Origin of the sequence: Robertmurraya dakarensis (assembly GCF_900156875.1) — a bacterium.
GTDB classification, from domain to species: domain Bacteria; phylum Bacillota; class Bacilli; order Bacillales; family Cytobacillaceae; genus Robertmurraya; species Robertmurraya dakarensis.
Genome location: NZ_LT707409.1, coordinates 183,122 through 203,580, shown reverse-complemented (window position 1 = coordinate 203,580; position 20,459 = coordinate 183,122). Strand labels below are relative to the sequence as shown.

Sequence of the window (20,459 nt, the reverse complement as noted above, 5' to 3'; positions counted from 1 at the left end):
GCTGATATTCTATGAAATCAGCCTTTTCTCCATGTTATTTAATGCCTCAGCGACGCAAAAATATTCTTTACATCACTCGCTGGCGTGATTTCTGTAATAATTTTATCTTTAAAAATTTGTTTCATCTCGTCTTTCTTATTTTTGGCTACATTTAATTGTTTTTTATTAGAGAAAAAAATCATGGAATAATTCCCGGTTGATGTTGGGTCATGTAGATCAAAAAATAATTCTAATAATTCATCATAAGATACCTTCCACGGATTAAACCATATTTCGACGATGTCTATATTTTTCCCTTTCAAATGCCCGGTCTTAACATATTCAATTCCGCGAAAACCTGTAACAAATGCTTCTTCACTAAAAAATTCACTAGCACCAAATACTGCTCTTTCCATGTTCATTTCGCTCCTTCGAGCGATAAGCTTCTCCAGTAAAAAGACCTCTCTTTCATGAAAGAGAGGCCGTATGATATCATACGTTTCTCATCTTTCAAAGGCTTGCACCTTTGCAGGAATTAGCACCGTTCAAGACAATACGATTGTCTTGATGGTTGCCGGGTTTCATCGGGCCTGTCCCTCCACCACTCTGGATAAGAAGTTATCGCTATTGATTTTTTATTAACTATTGTTACTGATAATATCACTTCATTAACAAAAATACAAGAGATTTCAGATAATTAGTAATTTCATTCTCTAACTAATTAATAATTAGTTTTTGGTGAAGTTGCTGCCTTCATCCTTAAAGTACCAACAATAAAAAAGCCTTGATATGTAATAGGTTAAGCCTATGGATATAAAAGTCCAATACCATCTCCATTTAATATAGGTCACAAGATTTGTATACCTCTCTATAACAACTTCTATGATCGTGATGATCCCTGCATGGAATATATAGTAGAGAAGCTTAATCCCTTTCCCCTTGTTTTCTGGATAGCGCACATTAAAAATCGCACAGCAAGCGGGATAAATAAAATACTCAAACGTAAAACTCGTCTTATTGGCTTTTTTAAATTCTCGAACAGGATATCTGATTAGCCCTTTTTCGACTACAAGTAACCCCACTAGCCACGTGATCATTTGTTTAAATTGGAATGCTAGTATGCCATGCTTGATTTCGCTCTTTTTAATAAATTTTAATATCAGTATAATCATGATAAACCAAATGCTAATTAAAATGCCTTTATCCCTAGACATAGCAGCAATCCTCCTGATGAAAATTAAATCCGTCCCGCGTTATGCATAATCATAATTATCCACTCTCTTGCTGATTACATTTTGTCTAAAATCCTTTCCTTTTTGAACTTCCAAAATTTTCTGACCACACTCTAAAAAGGTCAAAATTTCTTGTTCTGATAAATGCTGCATATCAAATGGAAATTCCTCCATAGCTTTAGCTGCATCAAGCAATTGTTCAAGTAATTGCTTTCCTTCATCTGTCATTGAAACCATTTTAAATCTAGAGCTTTTGTCCGCGTTTACTTTGATATAACCATTTTTCTGAAGCCGGTTTATCAATCTTGATACAGTGGATGGATGCCAGCATCCCAATTCACCAATTTTCGACGGAGTAAGCTTATTCCCATTCGTCGACAGCAGGAACAAAATATGCTGCTGGGCAGGTGAAATATCATATTTCTTTCCAATTTTATCCCACGTATCTTCCATACAAAAATACAACGCTCTTACCATTAAAAGCATTTCCTGTTTTAACATGAATTTCAAAGCTTCATCTCCCTATTTGTATATACAATTGCATGTACAACTACTAGTCTCTTCCAACTTTTTTACACTATTCATGGCTCAAGAGGAACTTATCCATTTTTAATACACCATAAAAAAAAACTGCCCGCATGGACAGCAAACATTAAGATCAAGCGCTCTAACTTCATCTATCAAAGCATCATACTACATTCGGTTACCCGGGAATTGAATCTCCCTAATTCCCAAATCATTAATCTTGTTTATGTTTCTTTTTCTCTTTTCCTTTTCCCTTCCCCGGATTTTCTTTCTTCCCTTTTTGCTTTTTATCTTTCCCTTTATTCTTCTTCCAATCTTTTGGTTTATCTTCTTTATTAATTTTTGGTATTACCGGAACTTCCGCAGAAGGTACACCTTTGATATACAGTTCACCATTCACTGCATAGACACTTTCTGGCTGCTTGAATGAAGAAGTATCACTACCAAAATTTTGCATCATCGCTTTAAACATTCGCTGTGAAATCTTCGTTGTGTCACCTGCCATGTAATTTCCTTCACCGTTTTGAGCATAACCGCTCCAGACCGCCATCGTGTATTGCGGCGTATATCCTGCAAACCAGCTGTCATTTGTAGCATTGTTCGGGTAACCATATTTAGCTTTTGTTTTTTCATCAAAATTAGTAGTTCCTGTTTTTCCGGCAACATCAAGTTCCGGGACATTGGCTGTTGTACCGGTTCCCGTATCAACAACAGTCCGCATCATATCGGTCATCATATAGGCCGTGTAGTCCTGCATGACCTTCCTTGGTTCTGGGGTAAAGCTAATTTCTTTTCCGTCTGGGAATATAACCTTTTGAACCGTATGGGGCTGATTGAAAACACCGCCATTACCAAAAGCGCTATAAGCTCCCGCCATCTCTATGGGACTGACGGTATTACTACCAATTGCATAGGATTCATAAACCTTGTCATCTTTAAAGATAATACCAAGCTGCTCGGCAAATCCCTTTGCCTTCTCCAGCCCCACCTCTCTTAATGTAAGAAGAGCTGGAATATTATAGGAATATTGCAGGGCTTTGCGAATGGTCATTATTCCGTGATGTTGATTATCCCAGTTGGATATAGGCTCTCCGCTTGAATAAGTCGTCTTTTGGTCATTAATCAGATGAGCCGTCGACCATTTCAGATGCTCAATCGCAGGGCCATAATCAAAAATCGGCTTAAATACAGATCCAGATTGACGCTTCATGTTTATTGCAAAGTTGTTGCCAAAAAACTCCGCTTTATATTCGTTTCGCCCGCTACCAATCGCCCTGACTTCACCGGTTTTGGTATCTAAAAAGACAAAAGCTCCCTGAAAGTTAGCATTCGGGTAAACAATAATTTCATTTGTATTCAACATTTTTTCCGCGTAATCCTGTGCTTTTGGATCCAACGTTGTATAAATCTTTAATCCGTCCGTGCTTATATCAACATCCTTCAATTTTCTCGTTACCTCTTGTACAGCTGCATCAAAAAAGGCTTCATACGGCATCCTTTGTTGGTTGTTGGTAACAATGCCTTCCGTTACGGAAACTTTTGAGGCTTCTTCCATTTGTTGTTCTGTTATATAACCATGTCTGTTCATCAAACGTAAAACAACATTGCGGCGATCCGTCGCTGCTTCTAGATTTTCAGGTTTTGTTGGATCGTAATTGTTCGGACTTTGCGGCAGCCCGGCAATCAGCGCCGCTTGTGCCAGCGTTAATTTTTGCAGATCCTCCACTTCAATCCCATAATAATTCTTAGCTGCTGCAGCCACTCCATACGAACGGTTGCCAAGATAGATTTTATTCACATACATCATTAATATTTCTTGTTTGGAGTACTCTTGTTCTAGCTCATAAGCCAGACGCCATTCCTGCACTTTCCTCTTCACTGTCTTATCAGGAGTAAGAAATGAATTTTTAATCACTTGCTGCGTAATCGTACTACCGCCCTGTGATCCAAAATCATCCGTTATGTTCACAAAAATAGCCTTCGCCGTCCTTTTCACGTCAATGCCTTGATGTTCATAAAAGCGGGAATCTTCGGTAGCGATAATGGCTTGTTCCAACACCTTTGGAAGCTGATCATAGGTGATTTTCGTTCGTTTTTCCTTGCCATATTCATAAATAAAGTTTCCGTTCATATCATAAAACTTCGTAGAAAGTGGATCTACAAGTTTAGTAGAGTCTAATTCAGGTGCACCCTTGACCATTGAAGCAAAGGTAATGGCTCCGGCACCTATGGATAAAAGTCCGAGCACCAAACACACAATGACTATTTTTTTAATCAAAGAACCAGTTTTCCTGTTTTTTTCCCTACTCTTCTTTTCAGATTCTTTTCGTTCCTGACGATAACGATAATTTCCTTCCGACATCCTTTTCTCTCCCATGTTAAGTTACTCAAAGTTGACTAGTTTTGTATTGCACACCTTATAAATTTCGTCAGCACTTTCCTTTTTATAAGGGTATTTCATAAATTTTGTTCATAAAAAATCAATTAGGAGGAGGTGGGTTCTTTTAAATTACTTAGTCAAAAAAAGAAGAGCCAAACAATTGCTTGGCCCTAGAATGATAAAGATTTATTGATTTCCTTTTTTAACCCACTCAGCGACTGTAACCGTACGCTTCGCTTGGTGCTTCACTGCTGCTTGAACGTCTTCAATCATTTTCCCATCTTGGTCCACTGTTACGCTTGTTCCGTATGGATTTCCTCCAGCACCAAAGATGACCGGATCCGTGTAACCAGGAGTTGCAATAATCGCACCCCAGTGCATCATGGAAGTATATAATGATAATAATGTAGCTTCCTGACCACCATGTGGGTTTTGTGCAGACGTCATCGCACTGACTACTTTATTGACAGTCTTACCGGTAGCCCATAGTCCACCTTGTAAATCAAGGAACTGCTTCATTTGTGACGGCATATTTCCAAAACGAGTTGGCACACTAAAGATTACCGCGTCTGCCCATTCAATATCGTCTCCAGTTGCTACAGGTACATCCTTCGTTGCATTGACTGTCGCTTTCCAAACTTCATTGCCTTCAATGACGGAATCGGGTGCTAATTCCTGCACTTTTAATACTTTAACCTCTGCACCTGCTTCTTTTGCTCCTTCTTCAGCCCACTTTGCTAATTGATAGTTTGTTCCACCCATGCTGTAGAAAATTACTGCTAATTTTACGTTTGTCATTTTTTCATTCTCCTTTTCTGATGAATTTCCAAAAAGTTTGGACCAAAATCCCATTACTGTCACTCCCTAGTTTTCTCTACTATTCATTTTCCATACTTTGAACTAAGCTGCTTTTGATGTCTCTTGTAAATCTTTTTTGAAAATTAAGTTTCCAAGTGAATATAGTTTGCTTCCATTGATGGCAAGAAATACCGCGATCACAAAGAAAGCTATATCTAATTCATAACCAGCCATTTGTCCATCTCCTAATAGTCCAAGAGATAATTTCGCTGTAAAAATTGCCCCAATCATAATGATGGCTAATAGAGCAGACACTAGTCTAGTTGCCACTCCTAGGATCAAGGCAATTCCTCCCACTAATTCAATCAAAGCAACGACATAAGCCATAAATCCTGGGATCCCAATGCTGTCAAACCATCCTACTGTATTCTCAATTCCTCCCTGAAACTTAACAAGTCCATGAATGAAGAATAATACCCCTAATGTGACACGCAAAATCAATGCGCCAATTTCGTGTTTTACCATGATGTTGTAACCTCCAAATATTTTTTATTATAATTTATTGATTAAAAGTTTTTACGATACCACTGTGCGGCAGCGTCTACTTCCTCAATCGTTAATTGGTGACCTCTGTTTTCCCAATAAAGTTCAACCTTTGCATTCGCGTTTTCTAATAGAGCTTGCAGCTCAGTTGATTCTGCTGCTGGGCATATCGGATCGTTTGTCCCAGCCCCCATAAACACGGAGGTTCCTGATAAGTCAGGCAGATCAATCCCCCTTCTAGGAACCATCGGGTGATGAAGAATGGCTCCCTTTAGTGCATCTTGATAGTGAAACAACATGCTTGCAGCAATGTTTGCTCCATTGGAATAACCAATCGCCACGATATTTCCTCTGTCAAAACTGTATTGTTGTGACGCTTCATCAAGGAACTGATATAATTCCTTCGTACGGAAGACTAGATCCTCCTCGTCAAACACTCCTTCAGCTAATCGGCGGAAGAAACGAGGCATGCCATTTTCCAAAACATTCCCACGTACACTTAGAATAGATGCTTCATCATCCACTCGTCCTGCAAGCGGCAGCATGTCTAATTCATTTCCACCTGTTCCATGCAGCAATAGTAAAGTTGGCTTTGAATCATTCTTACCTTTTTGAAATATATGTTTCATACTTTGTCTCCTTTCAAAATTCGAACCTTTCCAGGAGGTAAGGTCTTTTCATTTTGTTTACATCCCGCACTCAGGAAATTAATCTAACTCTCTTACTTCAAATGGAAGTAAAACTTGTTGTATTTTGCCTCGATGCGGTTCATACTGATGCGGTAATTTTAACTCGCTGCCCATCGTTTCTTGTGATTCATCATGAGAAAATCCCGGAGGATCTGTTGCAATTTCAAATAGTATTTCCCCATGCTCTCTAAAGTAGATAGCATTAAAGTAATTCCGGTCTCGAACAGGTGTAACACCATACCCATTTCCTTCAATATGCTTTTTCCAATTCAACTGATCTTGGTCATCTGCTGCTCGCCATGCGATATGGTGGACCGTACCAACCCCCATTTTTCCGCGTCCAATTGGCGTTAACTTTAAATCTATAATATTTCCGATATCAGCAGTGGAACGGTACCGAATAAAATCTCCTTCTGTGCCGACTTTTTCAAGGTCCATAATTTTTTCTAGCAATTCCGCAGTACGATCAGGTTGAGATGATAATAGGGTTGCTCCACCGAACCCTTTAATCGCCACTTCAGGCGTTACTCCTCCAAAGGTCCAGTTATTTATTTCTCCTTCTTCGCGTTCAACTAATTCCAAATGAAGACCATGCGGGTCATCAAATTCCAAATAGTTCTCACCAAAACGTTTTAATTTGGTGAATGGTACGTTGAACTTTTCCAGCCTCTTTTCCCAGAACGGCAGTGCACCTTTAGGGACAACATAAGAGGTGACCCCTACTTGACCATCCCCAATGCTTCCTCGATAAGCATCCGGCCAAGGAAAAAAAGTAATAATTGTTCCTGGTTTCCCGCCTTCATTGCCAAAATAAAAATGATAAGTTCCTGGATCATCAAAGTTGACCGTTTGTTTGACTAAGCGCAGCCCCAAAACACCCGCATAAAAATCCACATTTTCTTGAGGATGGCCCACAATTGCCGTGATATGGTGTATACCCATCGTCTTCTTTGACATCTTATATCCACTCCTTTTTCCAAACCTAAACGGAGAAATTCAGATGAATCTATCATGATAATAGTTTGCTTATTTTCCCCAATCCTAAAGAGAAAATTTTCTAATCATTTAATTTAGAATTAAGAATCTCTAATTCGAGATATTTTAGAATAAAAAAATATAGATTACATCTGTTCAAATAAATTCACGTCTAGGCTTTCTATTTACTTTCTCCAAGAGCTTCACTATTGTTTCAGCCTCTTCATGATCCAAATCGCTAAACATGTCATCTACCAGTTCCTGATGCATAGGCATCAATTCTGTCATCAAATTGGTTCCGTCCTCAGTTAGCAATACATGTATGGCCCTACGATCATTAGGACAAGCCTTTCTTTCCAGCAAGCCTCGTTGCTCCAATTTATCTATCACATAAGTCATCGAACCACTTGATATTAAAATGCTATGACCAACCTGCTGAATCGTTTGGGTTCCCTTAAGATGCAGCACTTCTAATACAGAAAATTCAGTGAGGTTTAACTTATATGGAACTAACTCGGTTTTGATTCTTTCCTGTATCGCTTTTGATGTTTGCATTAACAGTAAATAAGGCTGATTACTACATTTTCCTTGCATTGAATCATCACCTCACCTAACTAATTACCTTTATTTAAAATATCTTGAATATGAGATAATATTAATATGTTTATCTGAATGTGTCAATCCTTTTTATAAAATTTTTAATCGATAGTATTGTTCTTCATTTCTTGGCCAGACAAAAAACAAAAGCGGACCAGCCCCGCCGCAGTAACGTTTACTGATGCAGGTCCGGCCCTTTAGTGGTCTCATTAAAATGTTTAATAATTACTAGCCTTTCATCTTCATCCATCATTTTCTTAGCAGCATATATGGTTAAGAACTGAATGAAAATAAGAGGAATTCCCATTAAACCCAGAAAGAACCTCCAACGGAGCCAGACCCCCGACTCTCATTAAAATTTAAATTAAGCACTTTCCTTAGGCAGTCTCTTTATTACCAACAAGTCCTTTGACTCTCTCCAGAATGATGACCCAAAGTACACTCAAGAATCCTAATGGTACGACCACATAAACAGGATACACAGGGATTAAATTTCCGCTGACTGGAATCGCCATGCGATCTGCGATACCTGCTTGAGCAAACTTCATACCGTACAGTGTTAACAAGACAAAAATAACGATTTCGATGACGATGATCATATTTTTATTGAAAATTTGAAATTTACCAGGCATTTTCGAGACTAACTCTCCTAATCTAGGAAGCACACCTGAAGTGTAGGTGTATGCCAGCGCTGGAAAAACAGCCAGCGGCATTAAGAAATATTGGACAAGTTCGTACGTTCCCGTAATAGGTGAATCTAGAAAATTACGCATGACCACATCGGTCATAATCAAGAGCATCATAGTGGCTATAGATAGGCCGCTAACGACCATCCCAAAGAACTCCATTTTTTTTGTCCATCTTTCCAATCTTTCCATTCAAAATCCCCTCCTTTACTTCATCTGACTTGGCAGCCATGTTACTAATTCTGGAAAAACTAATAAAGTTCCAATGACGAAAAACATGGCAACAGCCGCGTACACCATTGATGTAGGGAATAACCTTTCGATCGGGATATTAGAAACTCCCCCTACCACATACACGCTTATTCCTACAGGAGGCGTAAGCATACCTAATGTACAAACAACCGTTAACATAATCCCAAACCATAGCGGATCAATGTTCATCGTATCCAGCATTGGTGAAATAATCGGAACCGTCATTAAAATTACCGCAACTCCTTCAATAAACATAAATAAGAAGAAATAGATTAACATGATGATTGCCAGAACTAACAGCGGCGTTTCCATTAATGGACCTAGTAAATCAATAATTTTCCGAGGAACTAATGATAGTGAAATAAATCTTCCAAAAAGGGATGCCCCAATGACAATAAACATTGCCATCACCGTGACTTTAACTGTCTCTGAAAAAGATTCTTTAATGAACGCCTTGTTCACTTTTCGTAATAATAAGGCCAATATGAGGGCAATGAAAGCACCTACAGCTCCCGCTTCAGTCGGAGTGAAAAATCCCGTATAAATCCCGCCAAAAATCGCTGCCATCATTAACGTACCAGCTAAAACGACTACAACATAACGGGAAACAGGAGTATGTTCATCTTCAATCGTAGCGGCAGTTTCGTTCGTACCTGTCGTGATCTCCATCCTTTTCTTATAAACTTGCAAATACGCAATCGTCGTTAAAGAAAACACAATAACGAGCAGGATTCCAGGAATAATCGCTGCAGTAAATAACTGTCCAATCGAAATTTGCGCAACAACCCCGTAAATGATTAAGAAGATACTTGGGGGAATGATCGACGATAAGGACCCGGCCGATGCGGCAATCGTCCCTGCTAAATTATCCGGATATCCTCTCCTTTTTAACTCAGGAACAGCAATTTGTCCCAGCGCCGCTGAAGTGGCCGTACCAGAACCAGACACCCCTCCTAACAAGCCTCCCAAAACAATGGTCAACACACTTAAAACACTACGGCGACCGCGTGATAATCGATAAAATAATCCATATAAATCTTTTACAATACCAGCTTGCATGATGAACTGTGCCATCAAAATATATAGCGGTATCGTTGTCAGCGCATAACTTGCCGTCCGGTTAAATGGTTCGCTTTGAATAAAGCCATTCAACAATTCTAAGCCGCCTAATAAAAAGATTCCTAGTATACCGACCGTTAAAAGCAATGAACTTATATATTGCCCCATCATCAGCAAGTATAAAAAAATCAGTAACACCACAATGATTACGATATTCTCAAACAATGTTTTCGCCTCCTTTTCTAAACACTCAAATTTTCGATTAAGATAAAGGAAATGGAGCCGTTTGAGCTCCACTCCCATTTTTTCTATTATTGTAGGTTCATAATTTCTTCAGGTAATTTTGCACCAGCTTCAACCAGCATATCTCTCCAAAGCATCGCCATTTCTTTTCCAGCTATGCCTTGGCCCTCAAGGTTTTCAATCCAGTCCATCCAAGTATCAACCATTGCCTTTTGAATTCGTTCAGATACCTCTGGGTTCAATTCATCTAAGTGTGTAAACTGTCCCCCTTTTTCCAGGTTGCTTTCTTCATTTAACTTTGTTTCACTCATCGCTAATTCAGCACCATTGAAAATGAGCTCTTCAGCAGCATTTGTAAAGATATCTTGTGTTTCTTTTGGCAGAGAATCCCATGTTTCCTGCGTCATCGCCGTATGGCCGACAAAGTGTCCTAGGTTAGCACCTACAATCGTATGCTTAATCAACTCATCAAACCCGAATGCTTGCCAGTCCGGTATATTATAGAAGATACCATCCAAGGCATTACGGCTTAAACTGTCATAAGCATCTGTAATCGGCATGGAAAGAGAAGTAATCCCTAAGTTCTCAGATAGAATCTCATGAACGCGCGATGCTGTACGCATCCGTATTTTATTATTAAAATCATCAACACTTTCAAATGTCTGTTCCGTCGTAGAAAGAACGTATGGTTCTGTTGGCGGATTGGCAAAAGCTACTAATCCCTTTTCAGCAAATTCAAGTTCGTAATAGGTTTTTCCATCCTGAATTTCTCGGTCACTTTTCATCATATTGCTCATGGCAGTTGCAGCGATATGCGCATCTGATTCAAGCAACGGAAGCATTACAACCTCTGTGTATGGAAAACGCTGTGGATCATACGGCGCCATGAATGTGAACGCTACATCGATGGTTCCTTGACGAAGCGCATCATACTCTGTACCCAGCCCAACGAGTTCACCCGCTGTAAACTTATCAAATGTAACTCCACCATTCGTCTCCTCTTCAACACGATCAATCAACGGCTGGAAAAAGCCGCGATCCCAAAAGTGTTTGTCAGAAACACCTGAAGAAGCACGAAAATTAACATTTTCTCCCGAAGAACTTGATGATGAGGATGAGCCATCAGTAGAAGTTGTGCCCCCGCCGCTGCAGGCACTTAAAGCCAGCATGGCACCCATAGCAAGTGTTAGAAATGACTTTCTTTTTTTCATGATTAAAGACCCCCTAATCGCAATTTATATTTTTAATATTCAAAAAACTAAATTTAAAATACTGCATTCCCTACACTCGCGCATTATCTCTCAAATTGTGCTTCAACACTTTTCCACTCGCATTCCGAGGGAGTTCATCAAGGAATTCTACTTCTGCAGGTAACTTATATTTTGCCAGCTTCGTTCTGCAATAATTTAGGACCTCTTCTTCTGTAAGAGATTGGCCTTCTTTTACAACGACAAATGCCTTAGGAACCTCCCCATATACTTCATGCGGAACACCTACGATTGCCACCTCTAAAATTTGATCCATCTCATACAATACTTCCTCTACCTCAACCGGATAGACGTTTTCACCACCGCGAATAATCATATCTTTTTTCCGGTCCACGATGTATAACAATCCATCTTCGTCCAAGCGTCCTAAGTCACCGCTATACATCCAGCCATTTTTAAGAGTATTGCGGGTGGCTTCTTCATTTTTCAAATAGCCCTTCATCACTTGCGGTCCCTTAACAATGATTTCTCCAACTTGCCCTGTTGGCAGTGGATTTCCATTTTCATCAACCACTTGTACTTGTGTCATCGGCAATGGTTCACCAACCGAACCAACCTTTTCCAGCGCGTAGTGATCTTTCAATGTTGTCGCACCTGGCGAGTTTTCCGTTTGTCCATACAGGTTCTGCACTTTCACCTTCGGGTAGCGTGCTTTTATTTTTCGAACTAACTCATATGGCATCGGCGCGGCTCCATATGTGAACAATCGTAAATTCGATAAATCTACCTTCTCCATTTTTGGCGTGTTTAATAGAATGCTAAACATCGCAGGAACTCCGAAGAAGATCGTGACTTTCTCTTTTTCCATCGTGTCAAGTGTACCTTCAGGAGAAAAAGCCTCTTCAATCACTACCTTTCCGCCGCTATAAATCGTCGGAACACTAAAGCAATGAGCTGCAGCACAATGGAAAAGAGGGGTAGAAATTTGCATAGAATCATTTGCGGTGATTTCCAATGAATCTGACCAAATTTGCGTAATTGCTTGAACATTTCCAGCAGAAAGCATAACCCCTTTTGGCTTTCCTGTTGTTCCAGATGTGTAAAATACAACTGCTGTATCATCACGTTCAACGCTTGGTTTATGATAAGAGATGGTGTCATCCGCCAAAATTGTACGGAGTGTCTCATCTCCCCCTAATTCAATCTTGTCTTGGAATCTGCTAAGCGTGGACTCAAGCTTACCCAAAATAGCGTTATAACGCACATCATAAATAATCGCCTTTGCCTCTGAATGGTTCAGAATATAGTCAACTTCTGGAGCTGTTAATTTCGTATTAATCGGCATTACTGAAAAACCACCGAGCTGACAAGCAAAATAACAAACAAGGAAATAATCTGAGTTCGGAAGATAAAGAGCGATAATGTCTTCTTTTTGATATCCCTTTCCTTGCAAATAGCCAGCTAAATTCTTCGCTTGCTGATAAAATTGCCCATAAGAAGTTTCTCTTCCTTGATAAGTCGTAATCACTTTCTCTGGTTGTAGTTTTGCAAGTTCTTCTAGTTTTTCATAAACAAACATCTCGTAGACTTCCTTTCTATTTAAGAATTTTTAATATATATTCAGCATAAATGTCTTGAATCTCTTCTTTAGACTTTTTGCCAGCTGGATTATACCACTGCTGCAGCCAGTTCATCGATCCAAGCAAGAACATGCTGACGATTTTTGGTTCATCGTTTTTAAATTCCTTTGCGGATATTCCATCCTTTATGACACGGTAAAAGTAACCTGCATAAGTGCGGCGGATTTCTAATATCGGTTCTAATTTCGTGCCCGAGAATGTTTCGCTCGGTTTAATGATGATATTAAAGGTTTCTTTTTCTTCAATTGCATAATCAATATGCGTTTTGATCATTTTTCTCAAACGATTTTCATAGGTTGTTTCTTCATCTATATGTGCTTGCAATTCTTCAATCGCCCTTGATAAAACAAGTTTGTGGCATTGAAAGAGGAGATCTTCTTTATTTTTAAAATAGTAGTAAAGGGATCCCTTCGTCATCAAAAGCTCTGCTGCAACTTCTTCCATCGTCGTATTTTGAAAGCCTTTTTGATTAACAATTTTAATGGCGGATATTAGTATTTGTTCCTTCTTGTTTAGCAGCCTCTTTTCAGATAGTTTCATAGCACAAAACCCTTATAAGTTGAGTTGTTTTGCGATGATCGTCTTCATGATCTCCGTTGAGCCAGCATAGATGCTTGCTACAGGAATATCCCGATAACGCCTCGCAATCTCGTATTCTTCCATGTATCCATATCCGCCATGAAGCTGAAGACATTGAGATGCTACCCTTTTCGCCATTTCACTGATCCACCATTTGGCCATCGATACTTCTTTGACTAAATCTGCTCCCTTTATATGTCTTTCAACCACGCCATTAAGGTAAGAACGGCCGATATCAATTTCCGTAGCCATCTCTGCGATTTTAAATTGTGTATTTTGAAACTTGCTAACAGACTGCCCAAAGGCCTGCCGATTTTTCACATAGTCGATCGTTAGACGCAGCATTTCTTCTGCTTCCACCTGGCATTGAATGGCGACAACAAGACGTTCTTGCTGCAAGTTTTTCATTAAATAGTAAAAGCCTTTTCCTTCTTCTCCAATAAGGTTTGCAACAGGCACTTTCGCATCTTCAAAAATCAGTTCACCTGTCTCACCGCTATGCATTCCTATTTTTTCTAGCTTCTTTCCTTTCTTAAATCCTTCTGTCCCTGCTTCAACAGCAATCAAACTGACCCCTTTATGCGGCGGATTGGCATGAGGATCTGTTTTGCAGACAACAATCGCTAAATCTGCTTTTACCGCATTAGTGATAAACGTTTTTTCTCCGTTGAGAATATAGTATTCTCCCTCACGCTTTGCTGTTGTTTTAATATGAGCCAAGTCTGATCCTGCTCCTGGCTCTGTCATTGCAATCGCCGTAATGATTTCACCGCTTACACAGCCTGGAAGCCATTTCTGCTTTTGCTCCTCTGTTCCCAGCGCGGATATGTAAGGGCTTACAATTTCAGAATGTAGACACATCCCGCTTGCTAGCCCTTGACCGACTCTTTCTAATTCTTCGTTTAAAATCATCGAATAACCGAAATCAGACCCTAATCCTCCATATTTTTCATCTACCCAAGAACATAGGAACCCATTCTCGCCCATTTTCAACCAAAATTCTCTTGGTATTTCTCGATTCTGCTCCCATTCTTTATAAAATGGATACGCTTCTTTTTCGAGCATTTTCCGTAATGAACTGCGAAACAACTCATGTTCATCTGTTAAAAAAGGAGCTTTCATTCTTCCATACACCTCCGGATTGATAAAATTTATTAATTTTCTGAATATTATATATTTTTATTATAAACATTGTCTTTTGAATGTCAATTAATTTTTAAACGAAGTTCAAAAGAATTTTAGGCTTAGGTACTAGCAGAAAAATGCATTAGGACGACACTTTTATTTTTGTAGAATAAAAAATCACCCCCTACATATCCTATTTTTGTTGGAGGTGATACATATGGCTAATGAAAAAAATAATCAACAGCAGCAGAATAACAGCAGTTTTACTGAAAGCCTAAAGAATACAGCCGGTTCTGCATTTGAGACGGTGCATAATGCATTGGAGACAACTGAAAATGCAGCCATGAATACGGTGGATGCGGCTAAAAATGCTGTTAACAATATAACCGGCAATAACGACAATCGCGAAAAGCAAGAATAATCTCGTCCTTGCTTTTCCCCCTTAGCATAATAAATATTGCGCTTCACAGCAAAATGCCCCCCGCTGAATGAATATATCTTCCATTCAGCGGGGGCATAAATTTTATTATTCGAATAGTGGACTAACCGCTTTATCGTTGTGAATACGATCGATCGCATCAACAAGCAATGGCGCCACCGAGATCGTTGTCACTTTCTTGCTGTCTTTTTCTTTTGGCTGGTGTATCGTGTTGGTCACCACTAGTTCTTTAATTGGTGACGATTCAATTTTAATAATAGAATCCCCTGTTAAAACAGCATGTGTAAGACCTACATAAATGGAGTTTGCTCCGTGTTCTTTTAAAGCCTTAGCTGCTAATGTAATAGTGGTACCTGTATCAACTAAATCATCGATAATAATCGCATTTTTGCTTTCAACATTTCCGACAATATCCAACGTTTCTGCTTCACTGTCTTCTAGCTTTCTTTTATCTATAAGAGCTAGTGGTGCATGCAAAAGATTTGCCATTTTTCTAGCTCTTCCTATGCTTCCATTATGTGGCGCAACCACGACGATATCTTCCAACCCTTTTGCCTCAAAATATTCGGCCAAAATTGGAACGCCAATCAAATGTTCAACCGGGATATCAAAGAAACCTTGAGCTTGTGTTGAGTGGAAATCCATTGTGACAACACGATTTGCTCCGGCTTTCTCTAGAAGATTAGCAACTAATTTTGCCGTAATAGGTTCCCGTGAACGTGCCTTTCGATCTTGTCGGCCATAGCCAAAATAAGGGATTACCACATTAATTTGACTTGCAGAAGCTCTCTTTAAAGCATCAATCATGATCAATAGCTCCAAAATCGTCTCATTTACCGGGTTTGATGTAGATTGAACGACGAAGACCTCACAGCCTCGTACACTTTCCTCGATATGTATTTGAATTTCGCCATCACTGAATTGAGATACCGAGCATTTTCCTAACTTACACCCCAACAGTTCTGCCATCTCTTCCGCTAACTTTCGATTTGAATTCAATGAAAACATTTTAAAACTGGGTTTTAGCTGATACGTCACTTTGTAATCCTCCACCTGTATGTATTTCTGCCTTTACATTCTTTTAACAATTCACCTTATTCTACTATATTTAAGGATGTTATGGTAGGGAGGATTACGAGATAAGATAAATCCGTTTAACAATACAACTCAATGATTAAAGCAATTCCTTAAAATGATGGTTTCCTGCGACTTACAAAGCCCTTGAGATATTTTACGGTTTACGAAAACGCTAAATATGGATTTAAAATAGAGTATCCTGAAGACTGGCCAAGCGGGCTAGTATCAGGCAATGCGATGGAAAATCCTTATATAAATTCGATAGCAATCACATATCAGCTTTTGGTTCCTTTTACTACCCTGAGTTCTCTCCTGACCTACAAAGCTTTACTCCAATTACTTTTAACAACGGTCAGACGGCATATTAATATGAGGAAGACATGAACGGGATGGTTACCTTTGAGTTGGTTTTTATTAAAGATGTGAGCATCGAGTACCACATTAACGGTCAAGTAACCTCCCGTTTTTATCAAGAAAACAAAAATACCATAGACCATGTCCTAAGAAGCTTTGAAGCAACAGAAGGGTTCTTTTAACTTAAAGAGGCTGTTAAATAGCGGTATTAACAATCAAGACAGTCTCCTCTTCTTTAATTTTTTTACAAAAAAGAATTACAACAAAATATCGCATTTTAACCAAAAAATAGATTTTCGGAGCAATCTAATTATAATTATTAATGCATGCCTAAAAAGCACTAAATACCAGCCTGTAATCCACCATCAATGGCGATTTCCGTCCCAGTTATCGAAGGGATAAGGTCCGATACAAGAAGGAGCGCCATATACGCTATTTCCTCCGGCTGGACTACCTGACCAAGAGGCATTTTGGCATTAGTCAACGCCTTTTGTTCTTCTACACTGATCCCATTTGCTTCCGCCTCCTGTAAAGCGAGTGTTTCTGCTCGTTCGGTAGCCGTAATGGCTGGAGAAATCACATTAATTCGGACACCATACCCAGCCAGTTCTTTTGAAATCCCTTTTGTGAAATTTAATAAAGCCGCATTGGCTGTTCCACCTGGAAGAAAGGTAGGACTTGGAGTTTTCCCGCCGGTACCGACAATATTTAGAATCCTTCCTTGCTTTTCCTTCATCATATATGGTGCCACAGCCTTCACCATCCGAATGTAGCCTAATAGTTTTAAAGTCCATGCATCTAAGAAATCTTGATCACTAAGGTCCCAAAATGATCCCGCTTTAGCAGATCCTGCATTATTGATCAAAATATCAATTTTTCCAAATTGAGAAATGGCCTCTGCCCCTATCCTTTCCGCTACTGAAGGACTCGTTAAATCCTCACTAATTGCAATAACCTTACGCTTTTCATCAATTTCACGTAAAGAGTTCACTGCATTTTCAAGTTTTACACGATCTCTCCCAATAATCATCACATTAGCTCCTTCTGAAACCAATGCTTTCGCACACGATAAACCAATCCCAGCACTTCCGCCTGTAATAATCGCATTTTTTCCGGTAAGTCCAAATTCCATTATGGTTCCCCTCCTTTATCATACAAACAAAATGATTTATATCTATTGATAAATTCAATAAATTTTCGAAATTACCTTTTATTTTTAAAAATGCCTAATACTTCTCTCAAAGCTATAAAGGTCAACAAAAAAGAAAGAGGATGACTCTAGAAATCGTTAAAACGATCCCCCAAGCCATCCTCTTCTACTATTCTTTAAGCAGATACAGATTGTGCTTTTTCTTCTTTTCCTTTGTTTACTAGCTTGCGTAAGAATGGTAATAGATAACGATCTAATCCGAATTTACCTGCATTGTAGCCAGCTGCAATAATGATAACGCCCATTAAAACGTCTGTTGGATTGTGAGATACTGTTCCAGCAAGCATAAAAGCAAAGTTCATGACTACTGCAAAGAATGCAGCTGCCGTTGTTAAGCCACCCAGCATCAGTCCTAAGCCAACCAAAGTTTCTCCAAGAGGAATCAAGACATTGAATAATTCGGCATTTGGAAGAGCAAAGCCTTCAATAAATGTTACATACCAGCCGTAAACGGCACTTCCGTCTGGGCCCATAACTGGATTTTTCACTGCATTGGCTAAAAATCCACTAGCGTCAAATCCACCTGTTAATTTTCCAAGCCCTGCAGTAAACCAAGCGTAACCTAGATATAATCTAATTAATGTTAAAACTCCTGCTACAATATTATTTTCTCTTAGTGTTTTGTTGATCATTATGATCTCTTCCTTTCAGGAATATATAAGATAATTTCTATACTCAGAGAATACCATGAACTTGACGGACAATCAGCACTTTGTGAAACATGTCACAAATGCGTAAAAAAGTTATGGCGGAATATTGAACTTGTATCTACCTTAACTATAATGATTATACTATTTGACACCAATAAAAGGTGCGGAACGCAAGCTGGACAACGGTTGTCTAGACCCGTATATCGGACTCGGTATGATCACTTACTCCATGAGCTGTCCGAATCCTTCTCGTATTCAGACTCCGCTTGCGTTTTTCCCTTGCTCCTTGTCCGAATCCACCAAGAATTCAGACTCCGCTTACGCATTTACCACTTACCTTGTCTGAAAAAGAATTCCCCACATCTGCATCCAAAAAAAACACGATACTCCACTTCGTGAAATATCGTGTTTCTATCACTATATAAGCTAAAGCGCCGTGTTACGCCTTCCCTGAAGAACCAAACTCACGGATTTTTCCGATCACTGTTTCTTTAATGGCCTCGCGAGCAGGTCCCAGGTATTTACGTGGATCATACATATTTGGATTCGCCGCTAATACTTCGCGAACTTTTTTCGCAGAAGAAATTTGGTTTTCGGTATTCACATTGATTTTAGCAGTTCCGAGTGAAATCGCTTTTTGAATATCCTTCGTCGGGATTCCTGTTCCACCATGCAGCACAAGCGGTACCCCTGCAAGTTCAGCAATTTCCTTCATTTCTTTAAAACCAAGGTTAGGCTCTCCCACATATGGTCCGTGAACGGAGCCAAGAGCAGGAGCAAGAAAATCGATTCCTGTCTGAGTCACTAATTCCTCACATTCACGTGGATCTGCATAAATAACGCCATTCCCAACGACGCCATCCTCTTCTCCGCCGACAATGCCCAGTTCTGCTTCCACCGAAACGCCTTTAGCATGAGCATACTCCACTACTTCAGAAGTGATTCTCACATTTTCTGCAAACGGATGATGAGAAGCATCAATCATCACAGAAGTGAAACCAGCGTCAATTGCTTGTTTACACTTGTCAAAACCAGAACCATGGTCCAAATGAATCGCGACTGGAACGGTAATTTTGTAATCTTCTAACAGCCCTTCTACCATTTTTACAACTGTTTTAAAACCACCCATATATTTTCCAGCACCTTCAGAGACCCCTAGTATAACTGGAGATTTTTCATCCTCCGCCGCTTGTAAAATAGCTTGAGTAAATTCAAGATTATTCAAGTTAAACTGCCCTACCGCATAGCCTTCTTCTTTCGCTTTAATCAGCATTTCTTTCATAGAAACTAAAGGCATATCTGTTCCTCCTCGTTCTTAATTGATGTATTTTTCTTCAATAAAACGTTTAACTTCCTCAGCTGTATTCATCATTAAAGCTTTCTGCGCATCAGATCGCAATTCTTCTCGAGATAATCGTAAAATTTGACTGCGAGCCTTCAAAATCGATGTCGCACTCATACTAAATTCATCTAAACCAAGCCCTAGTAACAGTGGAATTGCAACTTCATCCCCTGCCATTTCTCCGCACATACCGGCCCATTTGCCTTCTTTATGCGCTGCATCAATGACATTTTTAACCAAGCGAAGAATTGCTGGGTTGTATGGCTGATAAAGATAAGAAACTCGTTCGTTCATGCGATCTGCTGCTAATGTATACTGAATTAAATCATTCGTTCCAATTGAAAAGAAATCGACCTCTTTTGCAAAAAGATCCGCCATTACAGCTGTAGATGGAATTTCCACCATGATTCCTACCTCAATCGTTTCAGAAACCGCAATCCCTTCTCCTTGAAGTTTTTCTTTTTCCTCAAGCAGTATTGACTTTGCCTCACGGAACTCATCAAGTGTAGCAATCATCGGGAACATGATTTTTAAGTTACCGAATACACTTGCACGCAATAATGCCCGAAGCTGTGTACGGAACATATCCTGCATTTCCAAACATAAGCGGATCGCGCGGAATCCTAAGAACGGATTCATTTCTTTCGGAAGATCTAAATATGGAAGCTCTTTGTCACCGCCGATATCGAGTGTACGCACAACGACCGGCTTATCACCCATACGTTCAAGCACCGCTTTATAAGCCTCGAATTGTTCCTCTTCTGTCGGAAGAGTTTCGCGTCCCATATATAGGAATTCGGTCCGATATAAACCTACGCCTTCTCCTCCGTTTTCCAACACTCCTTGGACATCATCAGGAGTTCCAATGTTTGCAGCA

General features: G+C 39.5%; 22 protein-coding genes, 1 pseudogene and 1 riboswitch. Of the genes and pseudogenes, 2 read left to right on the top strand and 21 right to left on the bottom strand.

Features of this window, described 5'->3' with window-relative positions; genetic code table 11:
* Nucleotides 1–38: 38 nt before the first annotated feature.
* From CZ487_RS10225 to CZ487_RS10150, 16 genes and pseudogenes are all read right to left on the bottom strand, one after another.
* A complete protein-coding gene (locus CZ487_RS10225) occupies nucleotides 39–395 on the bottom strand; it encodes a peptide-methionine (S)-S-oxide reductase (protein ID WP_077212089.1) in 357 nt (118 codons plus the stop codon).
* 84 nt (nucleotides 396–479) lie between these two features.
* Nucleotides 480–596, bottom strand: a riboswitch (SAM riboswitch).
* A gap of 111 nt (nucleotides 597–707) precedes the next feature.
* Nucleotides 708–1,193, bottom strand: coding sequence for a CBO0543 family protein (locus tag CZ487_RS10220; protein WP_077212088.1), 486 nt, complete (start codon nucleotides 1,191–1,193; stop codon nucleotides 708–710).
* Nucleotides 1,194–1,232: 39 nt separating this feature from the next.
* A complete protein-coding gene (locus CZ487_RS10215) occupies nucleotides 1,233–1,712 on the bottom strand; it encodes a MarR family winged helix-turn-helix transcriptional regulator (RefSeq protein WP_077215266.1) in 480 nt (159 codons plus the stop codon).
* A gap of 238 nt (nucleotides 1,713–1,950) precedes the next feature.
* Entirely contained in the window at nucleotides 1,951–4,098 is a 2,148-nt protein-coding gene (locus CZ487_RS10210; RefSeq protein WP_077212087.1) for a transglycosylase domain-containing protein, read from the bottom strand.
* 204 nt (nucleotides 4,099–4,302) lie between these two features.
* The gene (gene wrbA, locus CZ487_RS10205; protein ID WP_077215265.1) at nucleotides 4,303–4,914 is read right to left on the bottom strand and encodes an NAD(P)H:quinone oxidoreductase; all 612 of its coding nucleotides are present in this window, start codon (nucleotides 4,912–4,914) and stop codon (nucleotides 4,303–4,305) included.
* Between the two features lie 102 nt (nucleotides 4,915–5,016).
* Nucleotides 5,017–5,439 carry a DoxX family protein gene (locus CZ487_RS10200; protein WP_077212086.1) on the bottom strand — a complete coding sequence of 141 codons (423 nt, stop codon included), beginning with the start codon at nucleotides 5,437–5,439 and terminating at the stop codon, nucleotides 5,017–5,019.
* 41 nt (nucleotides 5,440–5,480) lie between these two features.
* Nucleotides 5,481–6,086 carry an alpha/beta hydrolase gene (locus CZ487_RS10195; protein WP_077212085.1) on the bottom strand — a complete coding sequence of 202 codons (606 nt, stop codon included), beginning with the start codon at nucleotides 6,084–6,086 and terminating at the stop codon, nucleotides 5,481–5,483.
* A gap of 78 nt (nucleotides 6,087–6,164) precedes the next feature.
* Nucleotides 6,165–7,103, bottom strand: coding sequence for a ring-cleaving dioxygenase (locus tag CZ487_RS10190; RefSeq protein WP_077212084.1), 939 nt, complete (start codon nucleotides 7,101–7,103; stop codon nucleotides 6,165–6,167).
* 174 nt (nucleotides 7,104–7,277) lie between these two features.
* Entirely contained in the window at nucleotides 7,278–7,715 is a 438-nt protein-coding gene (locus tag CZ487_RS10185) for a MarR family winged helix-turn-helix transcriptional regulator (protein WP_077212083.1), read from the bottom strand.
* 178 nt (nucleotides 7,716–7,893) lie between these two features.
* Nucleotides 7,894–8,077, bottom strand: a pseudogene (locus CZ487_RS27460) (hypothetical protein); the annotation flags it as partial.
* Between the two features lie 18 nt (nucleotides 8,078–8,095).
* Complete coding sequence (locus tag CZ487_RS10175; RefSeq protein ID WP_077212082.1) at nucleotides 8,096–8,596, bottom strand: TRAP transporter small permease; 501 nt, start codon at nucleotides 8,594–8,596, stop codon at nucleotides 8,096–8,098.
* Nucleotides 8,597–8,611: 15 nt separating this feature from the next.
* A complete protein-coding gene (locus CZ487_RS10170; RefSeq protein WP_237562850.1) occupies nucleotides 8,612–9,940 on the bottom strand; it encodes a TRAP transporter large permease in 1,329 nt (442 codons plus the stop codon).
* A gap of 86 nt (nucleotides 9,941–10,026) precedes the next feature.
* Nucleotides 10,027–11,169: a TRAP transporter substrate-binding protein gene (locus CZ487_RS10165; RefSeq protein ID WP_077212081.1), complete on the bottom strand. Its 1,143-nt coding sequence runs from the start codon at nucleotides 11,167–11,169 to the stop codon at nucleotides 10,027–10,029.
* A 70-nt stretch (nucleotides 11,170–11,239) separates the two neighbouring features.
* A complete protein-coding gene (locus CZ487_RS10160) occupies nucleotides 11,240–12,745 on the bottom strand; it encodes a class I adenylate-forming enzyme family protein (protein ID WP_077212080.1) in 1,506 nt (501 codons plus the stop codon).
* Between the two features lie 16 nt (nucleotides 12,746–12,761).
* On the bottom strand, nucleotides 12,762–13,346 hold the full coding sequence (locus CZ487_RS10155) for a TetR/AcrR family transcriptional regulator (RefSeq protein ID WP_077212079.1): 585 nt from the start codon (nucleotides 13,344–13,346) through the stop codon (nucleotides 12,762–12,764).
* A 12-nt stretch (nucleotides 13,347–13,358) separates the two neighbouring features.
* Complete coding sequence (locus CZ487_RS10150) at nucleotides 13,359–14,507, bottom strand: acyl-CoA dehydrogenase family protein (RefSeq protein ID WP_077212078.1); 1,149 nt, start codon at nucleotides 14,505–14,507, stop codon at nucleotides 13,359–13,361.
* 220 nt (nucleotides 14,508–14,727) lie between these two features.
* Between CZ487_RS10150 and CZ487_RS10145 the strand changes: the two genes are divergently transcribed.
* A complete protein-coding gene (locus tag CZ487_RS10145) occupies nucleotides 14,728–14,931 on the top strand; it encodes a hypothetical protein (protein WP_077212077.1) in 204 nt (67 codons plus the stop codon).
* A gap of 105 nt (nucleotides 14,932–15,036) precedes the next feature.
* Here CZ487_RS10145 and CZ487_RS10140 read toward each other — a convergent pair whose 3' ends face one another.
* Nucleotides 15,037–15,987 (bottom strand): ribose-phosphate diphosphokinase, encoded by a 951-nt coding sequence (locus CZ487_RS10140; protein WP_272914198.1) that lies wholly within the window; start codon nucleotides 15,985–15,987, stop codon nucleotides 15,037–15,039.
* Between the two features lie 419 nt (nucleotides 15,988–16,406).
* Between CZ487_RS10140 and CZ487_RS26580 the strand changes: the two genes are divergently transcribed.
* Nucleotides 16,407–16,562, top strand: a complete 156-nt coding sequence (locus CZ487_RS26580) for a hypothetical protein (RefSeq protein ID WP_154676023.1) — start codon at nucleotides 16,407–16,409, stop codon at nucleotides 16,560–16,562.
* Between the two features lie 158 nt (nucleotides 16,563–16,720).
* Here CZ487_RS26580 and CZ487_RS10135 read toward each other — a convergent pair whose 3' ends face one another.
* The 4 genes from CZ487_RS10135 to ptsP all read right to left on the bottom strand — a co-directional run.
* Nucleotides 16,721–17,512 (bottom strand): SDR family NAD(P)-dependent oxidoreductase, encoded by a 792-nt coding sequence (locus tag CZ487_RS10135; protein ID WP_077212076.1) that lies wholly within the window; start codon nucleotides 17,510–17,512, stop codon nucleotides 16,721–16,723.
* 194 nt (nucleotides 17,513–17,706) lie between these two features.
* Entirely contained in the window at nucleotides 17,707–18,222 is a 516-nt protein-coding gene (locus CZ487_RS10130; RefSeq protein ID WP_077212074.1) for a DoxX family membrane protein, read from the bottom strand.
* A gap of 457 nt (nucleotides 18,223–18,679) precedes the next feature.
* On the bottom strand, nucleotides 18,680–19,537 hold the full coding sequence (locus CZ487_RS10125; protein WP_077212073.1) for a class II fructose-bisphosphate aldolase: 858 nt from the start codon (nucleotides 19,535–19,537) through the stop codon (nucleotides 18,680–18,682).
* An 18-nt stretch (nucleotides 19,538–19,555) separates the two neighbouring features.
* Nucleotides 19,556–20,459: phosphoenolpyruvate--protein phosphotransferase (ptsP, locus tag CZ487_RS10120; protein WP_077212075.1), on the bottom strand; the 904-nt coding region annotated here is incomplete at its 5' end.

Coding starts and splice junctions, on each gene's coding strand:
- CZ487_RS10220 (WP_077212088.1), bottom strand. CDS start 1,193: ATGTCTAGGGATAAAGGCATTTTAATTAGCATTTGGTTTATCATGATT.
- CZ487_RS26580 (WP_154676023.1), top strand. CDS start 16,407: ATGAACGGGATGGTTACCTTTGAGTTGGTTTTTATTAAAGATGTGAGC.
- CZ487_RS10135 (WP_077212076.1), bottom strand. CDS start 17,512: ATGGAATTTGGACTTACCGGAAAAAATGCGATTATTACAGGCGGAAGT.
- CZ487_RS10210 (WP_077212087.1), bottom strand. CDS start 4,098: ATGTCGGAAGGAAATTATCGTTATCGTCAGGAACGAAAAGAATCTGAA.
- CZ487_RS10185 (WP_077212083.1), bottom strand. CDS start 7,715: ATGCAAGGAAAATGTAGTAATCAGCCTTATTTACTGTTAATGCAAACA.
- CZ487_RS10190 (WP_077212084.1), bottom strand. CDS start 7,103: ATGTCAAAGAAGACGATGGGTATACACCATATCACGGCAATTGTGGGC.
- CZ487_RS10145 (WP_077212077.1), top strand. CDS start 14,728: ATGGCTAATGAAAAAAATAATCAACAGCAGCAGAATAACAGCAGTTTT.
- CZ487_RS10215 (WP_077215266.1), bottom strand. CDS start 1,712: ATGTTAAAACAGGAAATGCTTTTAATGGTAAGAGCGTTGTATTTTTGT.
- CZ487_RS10200 (WP_077212086.1), bottom strand. CDS start 5,439: ATGGTAAAACACGAAATTGGCGCATTGATTTTGCGTGTCACATTAGGG.
- wrbA (WP_077215265.1), bottom strand. CDS start 4,914: ATGACAAACGTAAAATTAGCAGTAATTTTCTACAGCATGGGTGGAACA.
- CZ487_RS10165 (WP_077212081.1), bottom strand. CDS start 11,169: ATGAAAAAAAGAAAGTCATTTCTAACACTTGCTATGGGTGCCATGCTG.
- CZ487_RS10175 (WP_077212082.1), bottom strand. CDS start 8,596: ATGGAAAGATTGGAAAGATGGACAAAAAAAATGGAGTTCTTTGGGATG.
- CZ487_RS10155 (WP_077212079.1), bottom strand. CDS start 13,346: ATGAAACTATCTGAAAAGAGGCTGCTAAACAAGAAGGAACAAATACTA.
- CZ487_RS10125 (WP_077212073.1), bottom strand. CDS start 19,537: ATGCCTTTAGTTTCTATGAAAGAAATGCTGATTAAAGCGAAAGAAGAA.
- CZ487_RS10150 (WP_077212078.1), bottom strand. CDS start 14,507: ATGAAAGCTCCTTTTTTAACAGATGAACATGAGTTGTTTCGCAGTTCA.
- CZ487_RS10160 (WP_077212080.1), bottom strand. CDS start 12,745: ATGTTTGTTTATGAAAAACTAGAAGAACTTGCAAAACTACAACCAGAG.
- CZ487_RS10130 (WP_077212074.1), bottom strand. CDS start 18,222: ATGATCAACAAAACACTAAGAGAAAATAATATTGTAGCAGGAGTTTTA.
- CZ487_RS10225 (WP_077212089.1), bottom strand. CDS start 395: ATGGAAAGAGCAGTATTTGGTGCTAGTGAATTTTTTAGTGAAGAAGCA.
- CZ487_RS10195 (WP_077212085.1), bottom strand. CDS start 6,086: ATGAAACATATATTTCAAAAAGGTAAGAATGATTCAAAGCCAACTTTA.